The sequence below is a fragment of the Chromobacterium paludis genome, assembly GCF_008275125.1.
Taxonomy (GTDB): domain Bacteria; phylum Pseudomonadota; class Gammaproteobacteria; order Burkholderiales; family Chromobacteriaceae; genus Chromobacterium; species Chromobacterium paludis.
Window position 1 is genome coordinate 1,318,815 of sequence record NZ_CP043473.1, and the last position, 20,151, is coordinate 1,338,965.

Annotated in this window: 22 protein-coding genes; 9 read left to right on the top strand and 13 right to left on the bottom strand. The window is 66.5% G+C overall.

The features are described 5' to 3' along the window. Positions 1–104: 104 nt before the first annotated feature. The 3 genes from FYK34_RS05980 to rpe are packed head-to-tail and all read right to left on the bottom strand — an operon-like array spanning position 105 to position 2,298. Entirely contained in the window at positions 105–773 is a 669-nt protein-coding gene (locus tag FYK34_RS05980) for a phosphoglycolate phosphatase (protein WP_149295517.1), read from the bottom strand. Positions 774–822: 49 nt separating this feature from the next. After that, positions 823–1,575: an SDR family oxidoreductase gene (locus tag FYK34_RS05985; protein ID WP_149295518.1), complete on the bottom strand. Its 753-nt coding sequence runs from the start codon at positions 1,573–1,575 to the stop codon at positions 823–825. 39 nt (positions 1,576–1,614) lie between these two features. Then, positions 1,615–2,298 (bottom strand): ribulose-phosphate 3-epimerase, encoded by a 684-nt coding sequence (gene rpe / locus FYK34_RS05990; RefSeq protein WP_149295519.1) that lies wholly within the window; start codon positions 2,296–2,298, stop codon positions 1,615–1,617. A 103-nt stretch (positions 2,299–2,401) separates the two neighbouring features. Between rpe and apaG the strand changes: the two genes are divergently transcribed. Both apaG and FYK34_RS06000 read left to right on the top strand, forming a co-directional pair. Then, a complete protein-coding gene (gene apaG / locus FYK34_RS05995; protein WP_149295520.1) occupies positions 2,402–2,782 on the top strand; it encodes a Co2+/Mg2+ efflux protein ApaG in 381 nt (126 codons plus the stop codon). A 172-nt stretch (positions 2,783–2,954) separates the two neighbouring features. Further along, positions 2,955–4,742: an ABCB family ABC transporter ATP-binding protein/permease gene (locus FYK34_RS06000; protein ID WP_149295521.1), complete on the top strand. Its 1,788-nt coding sequence runs from the start codon at positions 2,955–2,957 to the stop codon at positions 4,740–4,742. 17 nt (positions 4,743–4,759) lie between these two features. Here FYK34_RS06000 and FYK34_RS06005 read toward each other — a convergent pair whose 3' ends face one another. The 9 genes from FYK34_RS06005 to rluD all read right to left on the bottom strand — a co-directional run bounded on the left by FYK34_RS06005 (position 4,760) and on the right by rluD (position 11,137). After that, the gene (locus FYK34_RS06005) at positions 4,760–5,365 is read right to left on the bottom strand and encodes a nucleotidyltransferase family protein (protein WP_231137383.1); all 606 of its coding nucleotides are present in this window, start codon (positions 5,363–5,365) and stop codon (positions 4,760–4,762) included. Continuing rightward, positions 5,362–5,760 carry a VOC family protein gene (locus FYK34_RS06010; RefSeq protein WP_231137384.1) on the bottom strand — a complete coding sequence of 133 codons (399 nt, stop codon included), beginning with the start codon at positions 5,758–5,760 and terminating at the stop codon, positions 5,362–5,364. Before FYK34_RS06010 ends, FYK34_RS06005 begins: the two co-directional genes overlap by 4 nt. 51 nt (positions 5,761–5,811) lie before the next feature. Next, complete coding sequence (locus FYK34_RS06015) at positions 5,812–6,216, bottom strand: hypothetical protein (RefSeq protein WP_149295522.1); 405 nt, start codon at positions 6,214–6,216, stop codon at positions 5,812–5,814. 52 nt (positions 6,217–6,268) lie between these two features. Continuing rightward, the gene (locus FYK34_RS06020) at positions 6,269–6,991 is read right to left on the bottom strand and encodes a metallophosphoesterase (protein WP_149295523.1); all 723 of its coding nucleotides are present in this window, start codon (positions 6,989–6,991) and stop codon (positions 6,269–6,271) included. A gap of 28 nt (positions 6,992–7,019) precedes the next feature. Continuing rightward, entirely contained in the window at positions 7,020–7,673 is a 654-nt protein-coding gene (locus FYK34_RS06025; protein WP_149295524.1) for an HD domain-containing protein, read from the bottom strand. A gap of 54 nt (positions 7,674–7,727) precedes the next feature. Then, positions 7,728–8,582, bottom strand: coding sequence for a GNAT family N-acetyltransferase (locus FYK34_RS06030; protein ID WP_149295525.1), 855 nt, complete (start codon positions 8,580–8,582; stop codon positions 7,728–7,730). After that, a complete protein-coding gene (locus FYK34_RS06035) occupies positions 8,579–9,187 on the bottom strand; it encodes a type 1 glutamine amidotransferase family protein (protein ID WP_149295526.1) in 609 nt (202 codons plus the stop codon). The genes FYK34_RS06030 and FYK34_RS06035 overlap by 4 nt, the downstream gene beginning before the upstream one ends. A 128-nt stretch (positions 9,188–9,315) precedes the next feature. Next, positions 9,316–10,053, bottom strand: a complete 738-nt coding sequence (gene pgeF, locus FYK34_RS06040) for a peptidoglycan editing factor PgeF (protein WP_149295527.1) — start codon at positions 10,051–10,053, stop codon at positions 9,316–9,318. Continuing rightward, entirely contained in the window at positions 10,043–11,137 is a 1,095-nt protein-coding gene (gene rluD / locus FYK34_RS06045) for a 23S rRNA pseudouridine(1911/1915/1917) synthase RluD (RefSeq protein WP_149295528.1), read from the bottom strand. The genes pgeF and rluD overlap by 11 nt, the downstream gene beginning before the upstream one ends. Here rluD and FYK34_RS06050 point away from each other — a divergent pair. Beyond that, positions 11,136–11,930 (top strand): outer membrane protein assembly factor BamD, encoded by a 795-nt coding sequence (locus FYK34_RS06050; RefSeq protein ID WP_149295529.1) that lies wholly within the window; start codon positions 11,136–11,138, stop codon positions 11,928–11,930. The genes rluD and FYK34_RS06050 overlap by 2 nt on opposite strands. Before the next feature lie 57 nt (positions 11,931–11,987). On the opposite strand, the gene FYK34_RS06055 is transcribed toward FYK34_RS06050, so the two are convergent. Then, positions 11,988–12,320 (bottom strand): hypothetical protein, encoded by a 333-nt coding sequence (locus tag FYK34_RS06055; protein ID WP_149295530.1) that lies wholly within the window; start codon positions 12,318–12,320, stop codon positions 11,988–11,990. Positions 12,321–12,578: 258 nt separating this feature from the next. On the opposite strand from FYK34_RS06055, the gene FYK34_RS06060 reads away from it, so the two are divergent. The 6 genes from FYK34_RS06060 (at position 12,579) to nirD (ending at position 20,149) form a co-directional block, all read left to right on the top strand. Continuing rightward, on the top strand, positions 12,579–14,081 hold the full coding sequence (locus FYK34_RS06060) for an alanine/glycine:cation symporter family protein (protein ID WP_149295531.1): 1,503 nt from the start codon (positions 12,579–12,581) through the stop codon (positions 14,079–14,081). A gap of 99 nt (positions 14,082–14,180) precedes the next feature. Continuing rightward, positions 14,181–14,771 carry an ANTAR domain-containing response regulator gene (locus tag FYK34_RS06065; protein WP_149295532.1) on the top strand — a complete coding sequence of 197 codons (591 nt, stop codon included), beginning with the start codon at positions 14,181–14,183 and terminating at the stop codon, positions 14,769–14,771. A gap of 9 nt (positions 14,772–14,780) precedes the next feature. Further along, positions 14,781–15,905, top strand: a complete 1,125-nt coding sequence (locus FYK34_RS06070) for a CmpA/NrtA family ABC transporter substrate-binding protein (RefSeq protein ID WP_149295533.1) — start codon at positions 14,781–14,783, stop codon at positions 15,903–15,905. Positions 15,906–16,153: 248 nt separating this feature from the next. Next, a complete protein-coding gene (locus tag FYK34_RS06075; RefSeq protein WP_149295534.1) occupies positions 16,154–17,356 on the top strand; it encodes a nitrate/nitrite transporter in 1,203 nt (400 codons plus the stop codon). A 12-nt stretch (positions 17,357–17,368) separates the two neighbouring features. Then, positions 17,369–19,825 (top strand): nitrite reductase large subunit NirB, encoded by a 2,457-nt coding sequence (gene nirB / locus FYK34_RS06080; protein ID WP_231137385.1) that lies wholly within the window; start codon positions 17,369–17,371, stop codon positions 19,823–19,825. A 9-nt stretch (positions 19,826–19,834) separates the two neighbouring features. Beyond that, on the top strand, positions 19,835–20,149 hold the full coding sequence (gene nirD / locus FYK34_RS06085; protein ID WP_149295535.1) for a nitrite reductase small subunit NirD: 315 nt from the start codon (positions 19,835–19,837) through the stop codon (positions 20,147–20,149). The last annotated feature ends 2 nt before the right edge of the window (positions 20,150–20,151 follow it).

The window sequence follows — 20,151 nt, forward strand, 5'->3', positions numbered from 1 at the left end:
CGGCGATGGCGTGCGGGGCGTGTTGCGGGCGACGCCATCGCCAGCTGGCGGGGCAGGGAAGAAAAGCCATGGGCGAGTGCATTCCTTTTTAGCGTTGCGATAGGTCAGTCATTCTTCATCAAATCGTACAGCTCGGCAATACTGCCCACCGTCAGGTCCGCGCCCAGGGCGGACGCGTCGGCGTAGCCGTAGTCGACGGCGATGGCGAGGCTGCCGGCGGCGCGCGCGGCGGACACGTCATTGGGCGAGTCTCCCACCATGGCCAGTTCGTTCGGCTGGATGCCCAGCACTTGGCAGGCATGCAGCAGCGGCAGGGCGGACGGTTTCTTTTCCGGCAGCGTGTCGCCGCCCAGGATCAGGCTGAAGGGGTCGCGCAGCTCCAGTTGCTCCAGCAGCGGCACGGCCAGCCGTTCGGATTTATTGGTGATGACCACCAGCGGGCGCTTGAGGGCGCGCAGCAGGGCCAGGCCATCGCGCACGCCGGCGTAGACCGTGGTCTGGTCGGCCAGGTGCTCGCGGTAATGCTGGACGAAGAAGCGGTAGCCGCGTTCCCAGATGTGGCCGTCGGCCTCGGCGTGGCGCTCGTCGGTGATGGCGCGATGCACCAGGCTGGCGATGCCGTCGCCGACATGGCTCTTGATGCGCTCCGGCTCCAGCGGCGGCAGGCCCAGGTGGGCGCGCATGGCATTGGCGGCATTGGCCAGATCGGGGATGGAGTCGACCAGGGTGCCGTCCAGATCGAAGGCGACGGCTTGGATAGATTTGAGATTCATGTGTCTGCTTTTGCAGCCGCGGCCGTCGGGCCGCGGCGGAAGGAAGGATTTATAGATCGCGGATGTCTACGACTTGCGCTTGGCCGAAGGCCGGCGATACCAGGTAGTCCACGATCAGGCGGGCCGCTTCGGCCGGCGAGGCCAGCGCGCCTTCCGCCTTGTAGGCGTCGAAGCGGGCTTTTTGCGGGAACTGGGTTTCGTCGCTGGCGCGGATATTGCCCTGCATGTCGGTGTCCACCACGCCGGGATACAGCGCGACGATTTGCGCCGGATTGGCCTTGTCCTGCTGTTCCAGCGCCACGCAGCGGCTGAAATGGTCGAGCCCGGCCTTGGTGGTGCAGTACACGCTCCAGCCCGGGTAGGCCTTGGCGGCGGCGCCGGACGAGATGTTCAGGATGCGGCGGCGCGCCGGCAAATGGTCGGTGGCGGCCAGCAGCGCATTGGCGGCCAAGAGCGGCGCGGTGACGTTGATGGCGACGGCCTTGATCACCTCGTCGGCCGGATAATGGCCGGCCTGGGCGATGGGCGTCACCACGCCGGCGTTGTTGATCAGCGAGATCGTCGCGCATTCCGGCAGCGGCAGCTGTTGCAGCGCGGTATGAATCGAGGCCGACGCTTGCGCGGCGTCGGACAGGTCGGCGTTGACGGCCAGCAGGCGCTCCGGGTGGCGGCCCGCCAGGCCTTCCAGCGCCGGGCCGGCGTTGCGGGCGATGCCGACCACGAAATAGCCGTCGTTCAGCAGCGTTTCGCAGATGGCGAAACCGAGGCCGCGAGAGGCGCCGGTCACGATGAAGGCATGCATTCTTTACCCCTTGATAAATGGAAGGATGCGGTCGCGTTCTTAGGCTTGGACGCGAGCCAGTTCCGCGCGCATGGCGTCAATGACCGTCTTGTAGTCAGGCTGGCCATAGATGGCGGAGCCGGCCACGAAGGTGTCGGCGCCGGCTGCCGCCACTTGGGCGATATTGTCCACCTTGACGCCGCCGTCCACCTCCAGCCAGATCTCGCCGCCGTGCTTGGCGGTGTATTCATCGATGCGCAACCGGGCTTGTCTGATCTTTTCCAGCGCGTGCGGAATGAACGATTGTCCGCCGAAACCCGGGTTGACCGACATGATCAGTATCATGTCCAGCTTGTCCATCACGTGGTCCAGGTAGCTGAGCGGCGTGGCCGGATTGAACACCAGGCCGGCCTTGCAGCCCGCGTCCTTGATCAGGCCCAGCGTGCGGTCGATATGCTCCGAGCCCTCCGGGTGGAAGGTGATGATGTCGGCGCCGGCCTTGGCGAAGGCGGCGGCCAGCGCGTCCACCGGCTTGACCATCAGGTGCACGTCGATGGGCGCGCTGCTGTGTGGGCGGATGGCCTCGCAGAACATCGGGCCCATGGTCAGATTGGGCACGTAATGATTGTCCATCACGTCGAAGTGGATGATGTCGGCGCCGGCGGCGATGACATCGCTGACTTCCTGGCCCAGGCGGGCGAAATCGGCGGACAGAATGCTGGGGGCGATACGAAAAGTGCGCATGGCGAGGCTCGGGATCGATAAACGAGGAATGCCCGGCATTCTACCGCGCCAAAAGCGCTTTGGCCGGATAAAATGAGAACCATATCGATACGGAGGAGCCGAAATGGCCGACAAAGTCTATCAGGTAGCGGTGGAGGCGGAGCCGCAATACATCGCCGAACAATCCAATATGGCCAACGACATTTATGTGTTTGGCTACCGCGTGCGCATCGTCAATACCGGCAGCGAGCCGGCGCAGCTGGTGAGCCGCCACTGGATCATCACCGACGCCAACCAGCAGGTGCAGGAGGTGCGCGGCATGGGGGTGGTGGGCGAGCAGCCCCACCTGGAGCCGGGCCAGGCCTTCGAGTACACCAGCGCCACGCACTTGAAGACGCCTTACGGCAGCATGAAAGGCAGCTACCAGATGGTGGCGGACGACGGCCAGCGTTTCGAGGCGGACATCCCGGAAATGACGCTGGTCGCGCCGCGCGTGCTGCATTAGTCCTCTTTACAGGACGGGTCCTTGTCGTCGCGCGGCCAGGTCCACCACACGATGAAGGAGGCGAGCGCCGCGGCGCCCAATGCTTCCAGCAACAGTATCCACATGAGGTCTGCCCCTTTTCGAGTGTAGCCGTTTTCACTTTGGGTCAGGCTCCAGCCACAGGCAAGCTTTTATGCGTTTCACCCATACCGGCCCGGCGCCGACCAACCGCAATGATTGGCAGACTCTGAAAACGCTGTTCCCGTATTTGTGGGACTTCAAGTGGCGAGTGTCGCTGGCGCTTTGCTGCATGGTGCTGGCCAAGGTGGCGGCGGTGACGGTGCCGCTGTACCTCAAGGACATCGTCGATCAGCTATCCGTGCCGGCCACCTTGCTGGCCATCCCGGTGCTGGCCCTGACCGGCTACGGGGTGGCGCGGCTGCTGTCCGGCGTGCTGGGCGAGCTGCGCGACGCGGTGTTCGCCCGGGTGATCCAGGGCGCGGTGCGCAGTGTGGCGCGCAGTGTATTCCGCCACCTGTTCAAGCTGTCCTTGCGCTTCCATCTGGAGCGCCACACCGGCGGCATGAGCCGCGACATCGAGCGCGGCACCAAGGGCATCGGTTTTTTACTGAATTTCACCGTGTTCAACATCCTGCCCACCCTGTTGGAAATTGGCATGGTGACAGTGATTTTGCTGCACCGTTACGCCTGGGAGTTCGCCGCGGTGACGCTGGGCACCATCGGCATTTACATCGCTTTCACGCTGCTGGTCACGGAATGGCGCACCGTCTACCGCCGCACCATGAACGATCTGGATTCCAAGGCCAACTCCAAGGCCATAGACGCGCTGCTCAACTACGAGACGGTCAAGTATTTCAATAACGAGGAATACGAGTCCAAACGCTACGACCGCAATCTGGAAGCTTGGGAGGCGTCCGCGATCAAGAACCAGGTATCGCTGTCGCTGCTCAATGCCGGGCAGGCCGCCATCATCGCCACCGGCGTCACGCTGGTCATGGTGCTGGCGGCGCGCGACGTGGTGGCGCACCGCATGACGGTGGGCGACGTGGTGCTGGTGGCCACCTTCATCACCCAGCTGTATGCGCCGCTCAATTTCCTGGGGTTCGTCTACCGCGAGATCAAGCACTCACTGGCGGACATCGAGCGCATGTTCACGCTGCTGGGCGTCAATCTGGAGGTGGCTGACGATTCGGACGCGGCTGCGCTGGACGCGCGCAGCGCGACGGTGCGCTTTGAGCGCGTGGGCTTCGCCTATGAGTCCAAGCGGCAAATCCTGCACGAGGTGGACTTCACCATCCCGGCCGGCCAGACGCTGGCGGTGGTCGGCGCCAGCGGCGCCGGCAAGTCCACGCTGTCGCGGCTGCTGTTCCGCTTTTATGACGTCACGGCGGGCGCGGTGAAGATCAACGGCCAGGACATACGCAAGCTGACCCAGGATTCCTTGCGCGCGCACATCGGCATCGTGCCGCAGGACACGGTGCTGTTCAACGACACGGTGTATTACAACATCGCCTACGGCAAGCCGGGCGCGACGCGCGAGGAAGTCATCGAGGCCGCCCGGTCGGCGCATATCCATGACTTTGTCAGCAGCCTGCCCGACGGTTACGACACCTTGGTGGGCGAGCGCGGGCTCAAACTGTCCGGAGGGGAGAAACAGCGCGTGGCCATCGCCCGCACCATTCTGAAAAATCCGCCGATCCTGATCTTCGACGAGGCCACCAGCGCGCTGGACTCGCGCACGGAAAAGGCCATCCAGAACGAGCTGGCCGCCATCTCCGCCAATCGCACCACGCTGATCATCGCCCATAGGCTATCCACCATCGTCGACGCCGACCGCATTCTGGTGCTGGACGCCGGACGCGTGGTGGAACAGGGCAGTCATCGCGAGCTGCTGGCCAAGGATGGCCGCTATGCCGAGATGTGGCGGCTGCAGCAGGAGAGCGAGGCGGTGACGGAATAGGTCCCTGCAGCGGCTGGCTATTCCTGGTTTATCGTGACCCGCGGCCAGCGCAACGCATAGCGTTTTTGAGCAATGCGGGCGCGATAAGTCTCTAAGCTGACCCGCGCCGGATTGCGGCGGATGCGCATGGCCAGCAGATCGTCCAGGCCATGCGGCGCAATGATGCGCAGCGCGTCGTCCTTGTCCAGCCGCACGCCCACGGCGGTGGCGTACTCCGGCCAACTGGCCACGGCCTCCTCCAGCGAGCGCAGCGGCGGCACTTCGTGGCCGAAATACGCGCCAAACCATAAATGCACCGCCGCCTGGTTGCTCACTTCCCAGGGAGCGTCCGGCGCGATGGCCTGCAGGCGGGCTTGCAGCGCGTCGTCCTGCGCTTGCTCCAGGCAGGCGGGATCGAAGTAGGCGACGTCGATGTCGGCCAGGGCAGACGGCTGGTGGTAGCCATGCAGGTGGTCCCACACCGCGTTGCGCACCGCGCCGGCGCCTATGCACCAAGCGTCCAGTTCCAGTTGCCGCGCGGCATGCAAGGCCGCCATCAGCCAGGGCGTGCCGAGGATCATGGCGCGCAGGCGCGCCTCATCCGCTTCGCGGGTTGGCGGCGCGGGGCGTTGCGCGGGCGTCAAACCGGGCTCTTGGCGTTTTGCAGCACGGTGCGGTAGCCATCGTGGTCGGCGAAGGTGGCGCCGCGCGCGTCCCAGTAGGGATTGGCGGACGGCACCTGGGCGAAGCCCGCGGCGCGCATGCAGGCGCCGGCAGCTACCCATTCGGCGTGGTCCGGCAGGTAGAAAACCAGCAGGTCTTCCGCAGTGGGCGTGGGCGGCAGCGGGTGCCGATGGCTGACGATGAATTCCAGGTGATAGCCGGCGCCGGGCAGGCCCAGCATGACGCCATCGAAGCCGTCATGATCATGGAAGCTGCCTAGCAGCTGGAAGTTCAGGCCCTCGCAATACATGGCCTGGCTGAGGGCCAGATTGCTGACCGGACGCGCGACGCGCAGATGGGGAATGTGCAGGTACATGGCGGGCATCCGCTAGATGGCTATGCTCAATCATGCCATGCGGGTGGTTTTTCAGCCAGGTTTGCCGGCCTTGATCTGCTTCATTTCCTCTATCACCCGCGCGCCTTGTTCCAGCGCCTGCCGCAGGGCTTCGGCCTGCGGCAGATCGGCGAAGGCCAGCTCCGGGTCCAGCGCGGCCAGGGCGCGGCGGGCGCAGGCGCAGACGTCCGCCGCGGCGGTGAAGTCGGCCGGCCCCATCACCTTGCCGTTGCGGATGCGGCGGTAGTAGGCGCGAGTGGAGTTCAGGTATTGGGCGGCGCCTTCATTGCCGTCCAGCGCGCCGGCGGCGGCCAGCGTTTCCAGCTGGTGGGTCAGTTGCCGGCATGCTTGCTCGGCGTGATGGTAGCGCTGCTCCTGGGCGCGGCGTTCCTGTTGGCCCGGTTTGGGGGCGGCGGTTTTCTTCTTGCGCTCGGCCATGGGGTTTCCTTGTTTCGTGGAGCGCGATTCTAGCCGCCGGGGCGCGCCGCGTCTAATGCAGCTGGAAGCGGGCCAGGGCTTCGAAGCTGGCGGGCAGCGAGACTTCGACGAAATCGTCCAGGCAGAACAGGGTGAGCTTGCCGCCATAGACGGCGCCGGTGTCCAGATGCATCACGTTGTCGTACATGACGGCGCGCTCTTGCGGCGTGTGGCCCACCAGCAGCAGGTCCACGCCGGCCACGTGGCCGGCGCCCTGGTTCAGGGCGCGTTCGCGCGACCACAGCAAGGTGTCGTAGTCCTGCTCGCTGGGATTGTCCGCTTCCAGCCGCGCGGCCAGCGTGGTCCAGTCGTTGTGGGGGCAGTCGGCGTGCACGATGCCGATTTTGCCGCCCTCGGCGTCGATCTCTATGGCCAGCGGCAGCTGGGACATGGCGGCGACGCAGGCGTCGCGCGCGGCGGGGGAGAGTTCGGTCAGCCAGCGGCCGCCGTTGCGCAGGTGGCGCTCGCTGTCTTCCAGCGGATTGCGCATGGCGTCCAGCGCCATCTGTTCATGGTTGCCGCGCACGGCGTGAAACCAGGGTTGGGCCAGCCACTCCGCCACCTGATGGCTGTCCGGCCCGCGATCCACCAGATCGCCCACCGAGAACAGCCGGTCCCGCGCCGGATCGAAGGCGATGATCTTCATCAAGCGCCGCAGCGGTTCGAAGCAGCCGTGCAGGTCGCCCACCACCCAATCTCGCCCCGCGCGGTTGCGCGGCAGTGTCTTGATCATCATGGAGGCGACTCGTCCTTTCTTCAGCTCTTCAGCGCGCCATCCAGTCGCGGCAAAATTCGTCGCGGAACTGGAACAGCCATTGCAGCTTGCTTTCGGCTAGCGCGCGGCCGGCTTCGGTCTGCATCATGCCCGGCAGCCTGGCCAGCTTGACGTCGATGTGGTCGATCGCCCAGGCCTGGTCATCCAGGCCGCGGTGCTCGGCCAGCGGGTCCAGCGGATGGGCAAGGGCGCGGCCCATGCGGCCGGAAACGTAGAACATGCGGGCCAGGCCTACCGGACCCAGCGCGTCCATGCGGTCGGCGTCCTGCACGATCTTGGCCTCCAGCGTGCGCGTCGGGATGGCGGCGGAGAAGCTGTGAGCCTCGATGCTGTGGGCGATATTGTCCAGCTGGGCGGGGCTGAGGCCGCTCTCCGCCAGCAATTCGCGCGCGCGCTCGGCGGACCAGCGCGAAGCGAGGTGGCGTTGCGGGTGGCTCTTGGGCAGGTTGACCAGATCATGCAGATAGCTGCCGGCCATCACCACCAAGGGGTCGGCTTCAGGGTAGTGCGCCAGCAACTGGCGCGCCACCGCCCAGACGCGGTGCAGGTGGCTGAGATCATGGGCGCCGTCGTCGTCGGGCGGTTGTTGTTCCAGCAGCGCGATCAGCTTGTGCTGCCATTCAATTTGCAATTGCGGGTGCATCGAGAGTCCTTGTTTCGCATCGCGGTCGCAGCGGCCGCCTCGGTTTGCATTTTATCACTGCGCGGTCTGCGCCGCCGGCTTGGCCATTTCCCATTGCGACAATCGGTAGCTGGCTTGGTGCTTCAACAGCAACTGGATCAGCGGCAGGTCGCGGCTGTCCACGTTGTTGAAGCTGAGGCGGCCGCCCGGCGTCAGTTTCTGGCCTTCCCGCAGCAGGCAGCCGGCGATGCCCCGGCGTCGATATTCCGGCGCGACATGCAGCTCCACCGCCTCGCCGTCGCGCGATAGCAGGAAGGAGCCGAGCAAGGCGCTGTCGCGCTCAACGGTCAGCCAGCGCAGGGCGGGTTCGGCGCGCCGCAGCGACTCGCGCCGGTTGGGCACGGCCGGCGGGTAGGCCGGCTGGGCATCCGGCCAGGCGGCGGCGCCGTGTTCGGCATGCGCCGTGACGGCCCAGACTTGGCGAGCCGCGATGGGCTGCTGGATTTGGTAGCAATCCAGCCTGCGCAAGCTGGAGAAACCCAGCGTGGCGTAGGCCTGGCGCGCGCGCAGATTGCCGTCTATCACTTCCAGCCGCTGCTGCAGGATGCCGCGTTCGGCCAGCCGCGCGGTCACGTGTCGCGCCATCTCGGTCAAAGCGTGCCGCCGCCTGCCCTCGGGCGCGACGCCGGCGGCGATGCAATAGCCCTCTTGCCGGCCGTCTATCCAGGGCGTGGCGGTCAGCCAGAAACCAATCAGCGCGCCGTCCAGCCAGGCGCCGGCGCTGAGTTCCGGCACCCAGCCGCGCCGGTTCAGCATGGCCGCGAACGGTTCCAGGGCAGGCTGCGCCGGCACCAGATAGTCGCTGAAGGCTGCCAGGAAGCAGGGATGCAGATCGGCCGCTTGCAGGCCTTCCAGCGAGGCGATGTTCATGGCAGGGCGGCCTCTGTTGCCTGGACGATGGCCAGCGCGCGCTCGACATAGGCGGCTTCTTCGCCCACCGGCGCGACATAAGACAGGACTTCCCGCGCGCGCGCTTCGCCAGCCAGCCGCAGCAGCACCCAGGCAGCCAAGTATTGCGAGGCCAGGCAGCCGCCGGCAGTGGCGACATTGCCGACGGCGCGGAAGGCGCCGGACGCGACTTTCACGCCACGCTCTTCCAGCATGGGACGCGTCATGCCGTCGGAACAGGCGACGCCGTCCGCCAGCAGGCCCAGCCGGTGCAAGACCAGCGCGCCGGAGCATTGCGAGCCTATCAGCTGCCGGGACGCATCCAGTTTGAGCTGACCCATGATGGCGTCGTCGGCCACCCAGTCGCGCGTGCGCCAGCCGCTGCCTATCAGCACCGCGTCGGCGTGGTTGGCGTAAGACAGCGTCTCCTGGCGTTCTATGCGCGCGCCGGAGCGGGTTTGCACGGTGGGCGACGGAGAGCAGATGCGCACCTTCCAGCCATGCGGCGCCATGCGGCCGAGTATGCCGGAGGCGATGAAGGAGTCCAGTTCGTTGAAGCAGTCCAGCGTGACGATGGCGATATCCATGGGGCATCCTGGGAAGGGCGGGCATGGATATGATGTTCGCGTGGTCGGGCCGGGTCAACCACCCTGGCGCAAGGGCGCATGAGAAGACGGCGGAAAATAAAGCCTCGCCAGTTGGGCGGGGCTTGGGGTCAATCTTCCAGCCAGATCAGCGAGGCCATGCGGCCGGTGACGCCGTCGCGGCGATAGGAGAAGAAGCGGTCGCGGTCTATCACGGTGCAGAAGTCGCCGCCGTAGACGCGCGCGATGCCCAGCTTTTCCAGCCGCAGCCTGGCCAGGACATAGATGTCGGCCAGGTATTTGCCGTTGTCGATGTCCGTGAAGGCGGCTGCGGCGGCCGGGTCTCGCGCCAGAAAGGCCTGGCGCACTTCCGCGCCCACCTCGAAGGCGTCCGGCCCGATGGCCGGCCCCAGCCAGGCCATGAGGCCGGATGGCGGCACCGCCATGGCGGCCACGGCGGCCTCGATCACGCCGTCGCACAGCCCGCGCCAGCCGGCATGGGCGGCGGCCACCACGGTGCCGGCCTCGTCGCATAGCAGCACGGGCAGGCAATCTGCCGTCATCGCCGCGCACACCACGCCCGGCGCGCGGGCGAAGCTGGCGTCCGCGTCCGGCGCGGCAGCGCCGACCGCAGCCGCGTCGACCACGGCCACGCCGTGCACCTGGTTGAGCCAGGCCGGCTCAGCCGGCAGCTCGTCGCGCAGGCGGGCGCGGTTGGCCGCCACGGCCTCAGGATCGTCGCCGACATGGCCGCCCAGGTTCAGGCTGGCGTAGGGCGGCTGGCTGAGGCCGCCGCTGCGCGTGGTGATCAGCGTGCGCACCCGCGCCGGCGCTGGCCAGTCGGCCTCCAGCCAGTCATTAGCGGGCATAGATCACCTCGACGTCGCCGTCGTCGTCCTCGTCGTCCCAGTCTTCGTCGTCTTCGCCGTCGCCGTGGGCGAAGGTTTCGGCGTCGGCCGCCGCGCCGTCGCCGCGCAGCAGGTCCAGCAGGGCGCGGAAGTCTTCCGGCAGCGGGGCTTTCCAGCTGCGCTCCTCGCCGCTGGCCGGATGCACCAGGGCCAGGGCGTAGGCGTGCAGCGCCTGGCGGCCCAGCGCCTTCACGCCGGCGGCGATGTCTTCGTCCATCTTGTGGCGGGGGTTGCCGTAGACCGGGTCGCCCGCCAGCGGGTGGCCGGCTTCGCGCATGTGGACGCGGATCTGGTGGGTGCGGCCGGTTTCCAGCTTGCACTCGATATGCGAGTGGCTGGCGAAGCGCTCCAGCACGCGGATGTGGGTGATGGCCGGTTTGCCGCCGAACTTCAGCACCGCCATTTTCAGACGGTTGTTGGAATCGCGGCCGATGTTGGCGTCTATGGTGCCGTCAAACGGCACCACGCCGTCGGCGATGGCGCGGTAGACGCGCTTGACCGTGCGCGCCTGCAATTGGCGCACCAGCTCGGTTTGCGCCGGCACGGTCTTGGCCACCACCATCAGGCCGGAAGTGTCCTTGTCCAGCCGGTGCACGATGCCGGCGCGCGGCACGTTGGCCAGCGCCGGGCAATGATGCAGCAAGCCGTTGAGCAGGGTGCCGCTCCAGTTGCCGGCGGCGGGATGCACCACCAGTCCGGCCGGCTTGTTGATCACCAGGATGTGGTCGTCCTCGAACACGATGGGCAGGTCCATGGCTTCCGGCTGGAAGGCCATTTCCTCGTTCGTGAGCTGCAGCGTGACCTCCAGCTTCTCGCCGCCCAGCATCTTGGTCTTGGGCGCCACTACCTGGCCGTCCACCTTGACCAGGCCGTCCTTGACCCATTGCGTCAGGCGGCTGCGCGAGTAATCCGGCAGCAGTTTGGCCAGCGCGGCATCCAGCCGTTCGCCGCACAGGGCGAGCGGAATTTCGAGATGTTGCGTGGTGGATATCTCGTTTTCCGAGATGTCGCTATAATCGTCCGGGTCAATGTAAGGATCAGTCATGAAAAGATACGTTGTTGCTGCAATGTTGGTGATGGTGGGGCTTGCCGGCTGCGCCTCCACGGAAACCTACGACGAAACGCGCGGCTGGACCGTGGAGAAGCTGTACTCGGAAGCTCACGACGAGTTGAACAGCGGCAATTATACCCGCGCAGTCAAGCTCTACGAAACGCTGGAATCGCGCTTTCCGTATGGCCGCTACGCGCAGCAGGCGCAAATGGACCTGGCCTACACCCATTACAAGGATGGCGAGCCTGAGCAAGCCATCGCCGCGGCTGACCGCTTCATCAAGCTGCATCCGACGCATCCCAACCTCGACTACATCTATTATCTGAAAGGCTTGGTGTATTACAACGACGATTCTGGCCTGCTGGCGAAATGGGCCGGCCAGGACATGAGCGAGCGCGATCCGCGCGCCGCCCGCGAATCCTTCGCTGCCTTCCGCGAACTGACCACGCGTTTCCCCAACAGCGCTTACGCGCCTGACGCCAAGGCCAAGATGAACCGGCTGGTGGATGCGCTGGGCGGCAACGAGATGCATGTGGCCCGCTACTACATGAAGCGCGGCGCGTATCTGGCGGCGGCCAGTCGCGCCCAGGGCGTGGTGAAGGACTTCTCTAACACCAAGTACCCGGAAGAGGCGCTGGCCATCATGGTGGCGGCCTACGACAAGCTGCAGCTGCCCAAGCTGCGCGACGACGCGCGCCGCGTGCTGGCGTTGAACTATCCGCATAGCGTCTACCTGAACAAGCCGTGGCAGGTGCAGGAAATGCCGTGGTGGAAGCTGTGGAAGTAAGCGCGCCACGCTGAATGCGAAGAGCCGCCCTGGGGCGGCTCTTTTTGCGTGGGGCGATCAAGGTTGGTTCGGGTCCAGCCGGCAGGCGACGCCGGTCTTGGCCAGTCCACCGTAAAGCTTCATCTGGTCCGGCGTCTTGCGCGAGATGAAAAAGCTGTCCGGCAGATTGTCCGCCGCCTTGTTCTTGGGCCAGGTCAGCAGGCCCTTTTCATCCATGAAGCCGTGGAAAGCGCCGGCCGGGGTTTGCAGCTCCACGGTCTGGCCGCGGCGGTCGAAGCGGAATTGCAATTGCTGGTCGCAATGGTAGCTGGCCTGGATGCGCTGCGGCGGCTGGCAGGCGCACAGCGCGGCGGCGATGAAGCCGGCCGCGAGTCGGGCTGAGGTGGGCATGGCGAGGGATTTCCGTCACGAGAATTGCGTTGGCCGCCACTATACCACGCGCCGCCGATGGCGCATTTCGCTTATGCCGACAGGTTTTTTCGCGCCTGGCAAATCCGATGCGGGGCGATTGTTGTAATTGCTGACTTTTACAGTGCATTTACCAGATAGCCCGGTTTTCCTCCTTATCTTCAGGCTTCCGGTCCGACAATCGGCATGCGGCTCAACAATAAAAGCCGGTTGCGAGCCTTCGCTGACAAAGGAGAAACCATGGATGAACTGGTCAACGCCATCAATGGCGTGGTCTGGAGTCCGGCGCTGATTTATCTGTGCCTGGGCGCCGGCCTGTATTTTTCGATTCGCACCCGCTTTTTGCAGCTGCGCCATTTCAAACACATGCTGCGCTTGATGTTCAATCGCGAAAGCAGCAGCGCCGGCGTGTCGTCTTTCCAGGCGCTGGCCATGACGCTGGCCGGCCGCGTGGGCACCGGCAATATCGCCGGCGTGGCCACCGCCATCACCTTCGGCGGCCCCGGCGCGATGTTCTGGATGTGGCTGGTGGCGTTCCTCGGCGCCAGCTCCGCCTTCGTCGAGTCCACGCTGGGCCAGATCTACAAGGAAAAGATGGACGGCCAATACCGCGGCGGGCCGGCGTTTTACATCGAGAAGGGCCTGGGCATGAAATGGTATGCCTGGCTGTTCGCGCTGACCACCGTGGTGGCCACCGGCATGCTGCTGCCGGGCATACAGTCCAATTCCATCGCTTCCTCCCTGCAGTCCGCCTTCGGCGTGGCGCCCACCGTCACCGCGGCGCTGCTGGCCATGCTGCTGGGCTTCATCATCTTCGGCGGGGTCAAGCGCATCGCCGTGTTCGCAGGCGCGGTGGTGCCGTTCATGGCCCTGGGCTACATCATCGTCGCCTGCGTGGTCATCGCGCTGAACCTAGACAAGCTGCCCGGCGTGATCGCCTTGATCTTCAGCAGCGCCTTCGGCCTGGATGCCGGCATGGGCGCGATACTGGGCTTCGCCATCCAGTGGGGCGTCAAGCGCGGCATTTATTCGAATGAGGCCGGGCAGGGCACCGGCCCGCACGCCTCCAGCGCGGCGGCGGTCAGCCATCCGGCCAAGCAGGGCCTGGTGCAGGCCTTCTCGGTTTATATCGACACCCTGTTCGTCTGCTCCGCCACCGCCTTCATGCTCTTGATCACCGGCCAGTACAATGTGCAGGGGCCGGATGGCGCGGCGCTGTACACCGGCATCGCCGGCGTGGCGGCCGGGCCGGGCTATGTGCAGACGGCGATGGAAAACATCATGCCGGGCTTCGGTTCGGCCTTCGTCGCGCTGGCCCTGCTGTTTTTCGCCTTCACCACCATCATCGCTTACTACTACATCGCCGAGACCAATATCGCCTATCTGACCCGCAATCAGCGCCGTCCCTGGCTGGCCTTCGCGCTGAAGCTGGCGCTGATGGCGGCCACGGTCTACGGCACGGTGAAGACGGCGGACCTGGCCTGGGGCCTGGGCGATATCGGCGTCGGCCTGATGGCCTGGCTCAACATCGCCGCCATCATCCTGCTGCAGAAGCCGGCCCTGGCCTGCCTGCGCGATTACGAGGCGCAGCAGGCGTGCGGCCTGGACCCGGTGTTCCATCCGGAGACGCTGGGCATCGCCAACGCCGCCTACTGGGCCGGCCGCCGCGCCGAGGACAATCAGGCGGCGGAGCCTTCCCCGGCGCCGCTCGAGGGCAAGCCGCTGCCGGCCAAGTCAGGCTGACTCCGCCGTTTGACTATCGAAACGCCCGCTTGCGGGCGTTTTTCATTCCAGGCATGGGGCTTGCTTATCTTGCGGCATTGTCTCAACCATGGACCGGCCATGTGTGATGCTTCCCCTTTGCGGCTGCTGCTGGTGAGCGATACCGAGCGGCCCATGCCGCAGTTGCGCGCCGCGCTGGAGCAGGCGGGCTATCAGGTGATCGCCCAGGCTGACGGCGCGGCGCAGCTGCTGGCGCAAGTCGAGGCGCAGCGGCCGGACATCGTCATCGTCGACACCGAGTCGCCCAGCCGCGACACGCTGGAGCAACTGGCGCTGATGGAGCAGGCCGCGCCGCGGCCGGTGGTGATGTTCGCCGAGCACGGCGAGCTGCCTTGCATCCAGGCCGCGGTGCGCGCCGGCGTCACCGCCTACATCGTCGATCACGTCACGCCGCAGCGGCTGGCGCCCATCATAGACATGGCGCGGGTCAAGTTCGAAGAAGACGCCGCCCTCAAGAAAAAATTGGCCGACATGGAACGGCAGCTGGCCGATCGCAAGCTGATCGAGCGCGCCAAGGGCATGCTGATGCAGCGAAGACGCTTGAGCGAGGAACAGGCCTACGCGCTATTGCGCAGCGAGGCGATGAAGTCCGGACTGCGGCTGGCCGAGCTGTCCAGGCAATTGATCCATTCCAGCGAACTGTTGGGCTGAGGAGGCGAGATGAGCGATGCCATGATGGCGGACGAGCGCGGCCTGCGGGCCGTGCGCATGGGTTTTTTGCCGTTGACCGACTGCGCGCCGCTGCTGGTGGCGCGGCGGCTGGGGCTGGATAGGCGGCACGGCCTGCTGCTGCGGCCGCTGCGCCAGCCTTCATGGACGGCGGTGCGCGACAAGCTGATCCGCGGCGAACTGGACGCCGCCCTGGCCCTGCATGGGTTGGCCTATGGCATGGAGCTGGGGCTGGGCGGGCCGCAGTGCGACATGGCCTTGCTGATGGGCCTGAACCGCAACGGCCAGGGCATCAGCCTGCGCCCCGATCTGGCGGCCCGCTGGCTGGGCGGCGCGGCCTTGCCGGATATCGCGGCCGGCTTGGCCCGGCCGTTGCGTCTGGCGCATACCTTTCCCACCGGCACGCATGCGATGTGGCTGCATTACTGGCTGGCGGCGCAGGGCCTGCATCCCTTGCGCGACGCGCGCTGCGTGGTGATTCCGCCGCCGCAGATGGGCGCGGCGATGCGCGCCGGCGAACTGGACGGTTTCTGCGCCGGCCAGCCCTGGCATGCGATGGCCGAACGCGAAGGCTCGGCCCGATTGGTGGCGGACAGCGCGGCGGTGTGGCCGGATCATCCGGAAAAGGCCTTGATTTGCCGGCGCAGTTTCGCCGATGGCCAGCCGGGCCTGGCGATGGACCTGATCGCGGCGCTGCTGCAGGCCTGCCGCTGGCTGGATGAGCCGGACAACCGGGTCCAGGCGGCGGCCTGGCTGGCGGAAGAGGCCTGGCTGGGCGTGCCGGCGGAGCGGATCTTGCAACACTGGCAGGCGCATCCGCAGCAGGCGGCGCCGCTGCGTTTCTTCGACGAGGGCAGGGTCAACTTTCCCTGGCTCAGCGACGGCCTGTGGTTTCTGCGGCAGTACCGGCGTTGGGGCATGTGGGACGGCGTGGACGATCTGGACGTGGTCGCCGCCGTCAGCCGGCGCGAGCTGTACCGCCAGGCGGCGGCCAGCGTGGGCGTGGCCGCGCCGGACGAGTCGGCGCGCCGCAGCGTGCTGATGGATGGCGAGGCGTGGCCGCCGGCCGGCTGGTCCCTGCCCAAAAGCGGTGCGGGCGCGGCGTTTTCGCACTGATGCAGTGCAGCATGAATTGAGCAGGCCAGAGAATGCCGGCTCCGGCGTGAGGAAAAAGCTGGCACGCAATTTGCGGTAGTGCCATTGCCCGGCGCAACGGCGCGGCGGGCGGAATGCAGCAGGCGAATGCCAACGATGGCGCGCGCCGCAAGGGACAACGGCGTCCTTTCCCGGTTTCTTCGGGGAAGGGCGCCGTTTTTGTTTGGATGTTGAGCGGGCGGCCCGGCGGCCGGCCGCAAGGAGCGATCATGGACCGTACTTTCTGGCAGGCGGGACACCGGCCTACGCTGTTCGCGGCCTTTCTGTATTTCGATTTGAGCTTCATGGCCTGGTATCTGCTGGGCCCCTTGCAGGTGCCCATCGCCCTGGCGCTGCACCTGTCCACCCAGCAGCGCGGCCTGATGGTGGCCACGCCCATCCTGGCCGGCGCGCTGCTGCGCCTGCTGATGGGCGTGCTGGTGGACCGACTCGGCGCGCGCCGCGCCGGCCTCCTTGGGCAGATCGTTGTGATCGCCGCGCTGGCCGGCGCCTGGCTGCTGGGCATAGACGGCCTGGGCGGCGCGCTATTGCTGGGCGGCTTGCTGGGCGTGGCCGGCGCCTCGTTCGCGGCGGCGCTGCCGCTGGCCTCGCGCTGGTATCCGCCGCGCCACCAGGGCACGGCCATGGGCATCGCCGGCGCCGGCAACTCCGGCACCGTGCTGGCGGCCTTGTTCGCGCCGGCGTTGGCCATGGCTTTCGGCTGGCGCAATGTATTCGGCCTAGCCTGCATTCCGCTTCTGCTGTCGCTGCTGTTTTTCAGCCTGTGCGCCAAGGATGCGCCGAACGCGCCGCCGGCCAAGCGTCTGGCTGATTACCTGGCCGTGCTGCGCGAGCGCGATGCCTGGTGGTTCATGTTTTTCTATTCGATGACTTTCGGCGGCTTTTCCGGCTTCGCCAGCGCCTTGCCCGGCTATTTCCATGACCAGTTCGGTTTCGACGCCAAGACCGCCGGCCTGTACACCGCGGCCTGCGTGTTCGCCGGCTCGGTGATGCGGCCGTTGGGCGGCATGCTGGCGGACCGGTTGGGCGGCACCCGCTCGCTGCTGGCGGTGTATGCGTCCTGCGCGCTGCTGATAGGCGCGGCCGGTTTCGGCGCGGGCGGGCCTGGGGCGGCGCTGGCGCTGTTCGTGCTGGCCATGCTGTGCCTGGGGGCCGGCAACGGCGCGGTGTTCCAGCTGGTGCCGCAGCGTTTCGGCAAGGAAATCGGCGTGCTGACCGGGCTGGTGGGCATGGCGGGCGGCGTGGGCGGTTTCGCTTTGGCGGCCGGGCTGGCCGCGGTCAAGCAAGCCAGCGGCGGCTATGCGGCGGGGCTGTGGCTGTTTGCCTGTCTGTGCGCGCTGGCCTGGATGAGTCTGGCCGGAGTGAGGCAGCGCTGGCGCAGCGACTGGACCGTCGCCGCGGCCAGGGTTTGAGGGGGGATGACCATGGATATGGCGGAACTGAAGGGCAAGACGCGGCAGAAGCTGGTGGTGGTGGGCAACGGCATGGCCGGCATGCGCACGGTGGAGGAACTGCTGCATCTGGCGCCGGATTTGTACGACATCACGGTGTTCGGCGCGGAGCCGCATCCCAATTACAACCGCATCCTGCTGTCGCCGGTGCTGGCCGGGGAGCAGGCCTTCGCGGATATCATACTCAATCCGCGGGAGTGGTACGCCGAGCGCGGCATCCGCTTGCGCATGGGCACGCCCGTCGCCGCCATAGACCGGGCGCGGCGGCAGGTGGTGACGGAAGATGGCGAAGCGGTAGCCTACGACAGGCTGCTGCTGGCCACCGGCTCCACGCCGGTCATCTTGCCGATCCCGGGGCGCGAGCTGGAGGGGGTGATAGGCTACCGCGACATCGCCGATACCGAATACATGATGGCCGCCGCCCAAACGCGCCGCCACGCCGTGGTGATAGGCGGCGGCCTGCTGGGGCTGGAGGCCGCCAACGGCCTCAAGCAGCGCGGCATGGACGTGACGGTGGTGCATCTGGCCGACTGGCTGCTGGAGCGGCAGCTGGACCGCCAGGCCGGCGACTTGCTGCGCCAGGCGCTGGAGGCGCGCGGCATCCGCTTTCTATTGGGGCGGCAGACCGCGGCGCTGCTGGATGACGGCCAGGGGCGAGTGGCCGCCGTTCGTTTCAGCGACGGCGAGGACATTCCGGCCGAGCTGGTGGTGATGGCGGTGGGCATCCGGCCCAATGCCGCGTTGGCCGAGGCCTCCGGACTGCATTGCAGTCGCGGCGTGGTGGTGGATGACGCCTTGCAGACTTACGACCCGCGCATCTACGCGGTGGGCGAATGCGTCAGCCATAGAGGCGTGGCCTACGGCCTGGTGGCGCCGTTGTTCGAGCAGGCCAAGGTATGCGCCAATCATCTGGCGCAGCTGGGCATCGCCCGCTATCTGGGCTCGGTGTCGTCCACCAAGCTGAAGGTAACCGGCATTGATTTGTTCTCCGCCGGAGACTTCATGGGCGGCGAGGGCTGCGACGAGATCGTATTGTCCGATCCGGCCGGCGGCATCTACAAGAAGCTGGTGCTGCGCGGCGACAAGCTGGCCGGCGTCTGCCTGTACGGCGACACCAGCGACGGCGCCTGGTATTTCAAGCTGCTGCGCGAGGCGCGCCCGGTGGGCGATCTGCGCGACACGCTGATGTTCGGCGAATCCGCCATCGGCGACGCCGGCGTGCAGGGCCAGAGCCGTGCTGCCGCAATGCAGGATAGCGACGAGGTGTGCGGCTGCAACGGCGTGTGCAAGGGAACCATCGTCAAGGCGATCCAGGACAAGGACCTGTTCACCTTGGACGAGGTGAAGAAACACACCAAGGCCGCCAGCTCCTGCGGCTCCTGCTCCGGCCTGGTGGAGCAAGTCCTGATGAGCGTGGTGGGCGCCGGCTTCCAGGAAACGCCCAAGACCAAGGCCGTATGCGGTTGCACAGACCGCAGCCACGGCGAGCTGCGCAAGGCGATACGCGAGCACCATCTGTTGAGCCACGCCGAGGTGTTCCACTTCCTGGAATGGCGCACGCCCAATGGTTGCGCCAGCTGCCGGCCGGCGATCAATTACTACTTGCTGTCCAGCTGGCCGCATGAGGCGGCGGACGATCCGCAAAGCCGTTTCATCAACGAGCGCGCCCACGCCAACATCCAAAAGGACGGCACCTTCTCGGTCATCCCGCAAATGAAGGGCGGCGTCACTACCGCCGACGAACTGCGCCGCATCGCCGACGTGGCCGACAAGTACCGGGTGAAGATGCTCAAGGTGACCGGCGGCCAGCGCATCGATTTGTTGGGAATCAAGAAGGAAGACCTGGTCGATGTCTGGCGCGATCTGGGCATGCACTCCGGCCACGCTTACGGCAAGTCCATCCGCACGGTGAAAACCTGCGTCGGCAGCGAGTTCTGCCGCTTCGGCACCCAGAACAGCACCCAGATGGGGATAGACCTGGAAACCATGCTGGCCAATATGTGGAGCCCGCACAAGGTCAAGCTGGCGGTGTCCGGCTGCCCGCGCAACTGCGCCGAGGCCGGCATCAAAGACGTGGGCGTGATCGCCGTGGACTCCGGCTGGGAGCTGTACGTGGGCGGCAACGGCGGCATCAAGACCGAGGTGGCGCAATTCCTGTGCAAGGTGAAGACGGCTGAGGAGGTGAAGGAGTACAGCGGCGCCTTCCTGCAACTGTACCGCGAGGAAGCCTACTACCTGGACCGCACCGTGCATTACATCGCCCGCGTCGGCCTGGATTACATCAAATCGCGCGTGGTGGGCGACGCGGACAGCCGCCGCGCCCTGCATCAACGGCTGCTGTTCTCGCTGCAGGGCCTGCCCGACCCGTGGGCGGCGCGCGTGGCCGGGGCGCAGAAGCGCGAATTCATCCCCATCGCGGTGGCCGTTTAGGAGAGCGCCATGATCAGAGAAAACTGGGTGAAAGTGTGCGCGCTGGACGATATTCCGGCGCAAGGCAGTCGCGTGCTGGCGCGGGACGGCGGCGACATCGCCCTGTTCCGCATTCACGACGACCAGGTGTTCGCGCTGCTGGACCGCTGCCCGCACAAGGGCGGCCCCTTGAGCCAGGGCATGGTGCACGGCCGCGCGGTGGCTTGTCCGCTGCATGGCTGGAACATAGACCTGGCCAGCGGCGAGGCGCAGGCGCCGGACGTGGGCTGCGCCAACCGTTTTCCGGTCCGCCTCGAAGACGGCGCGGTGTGGCTGGCCTGGTAAGC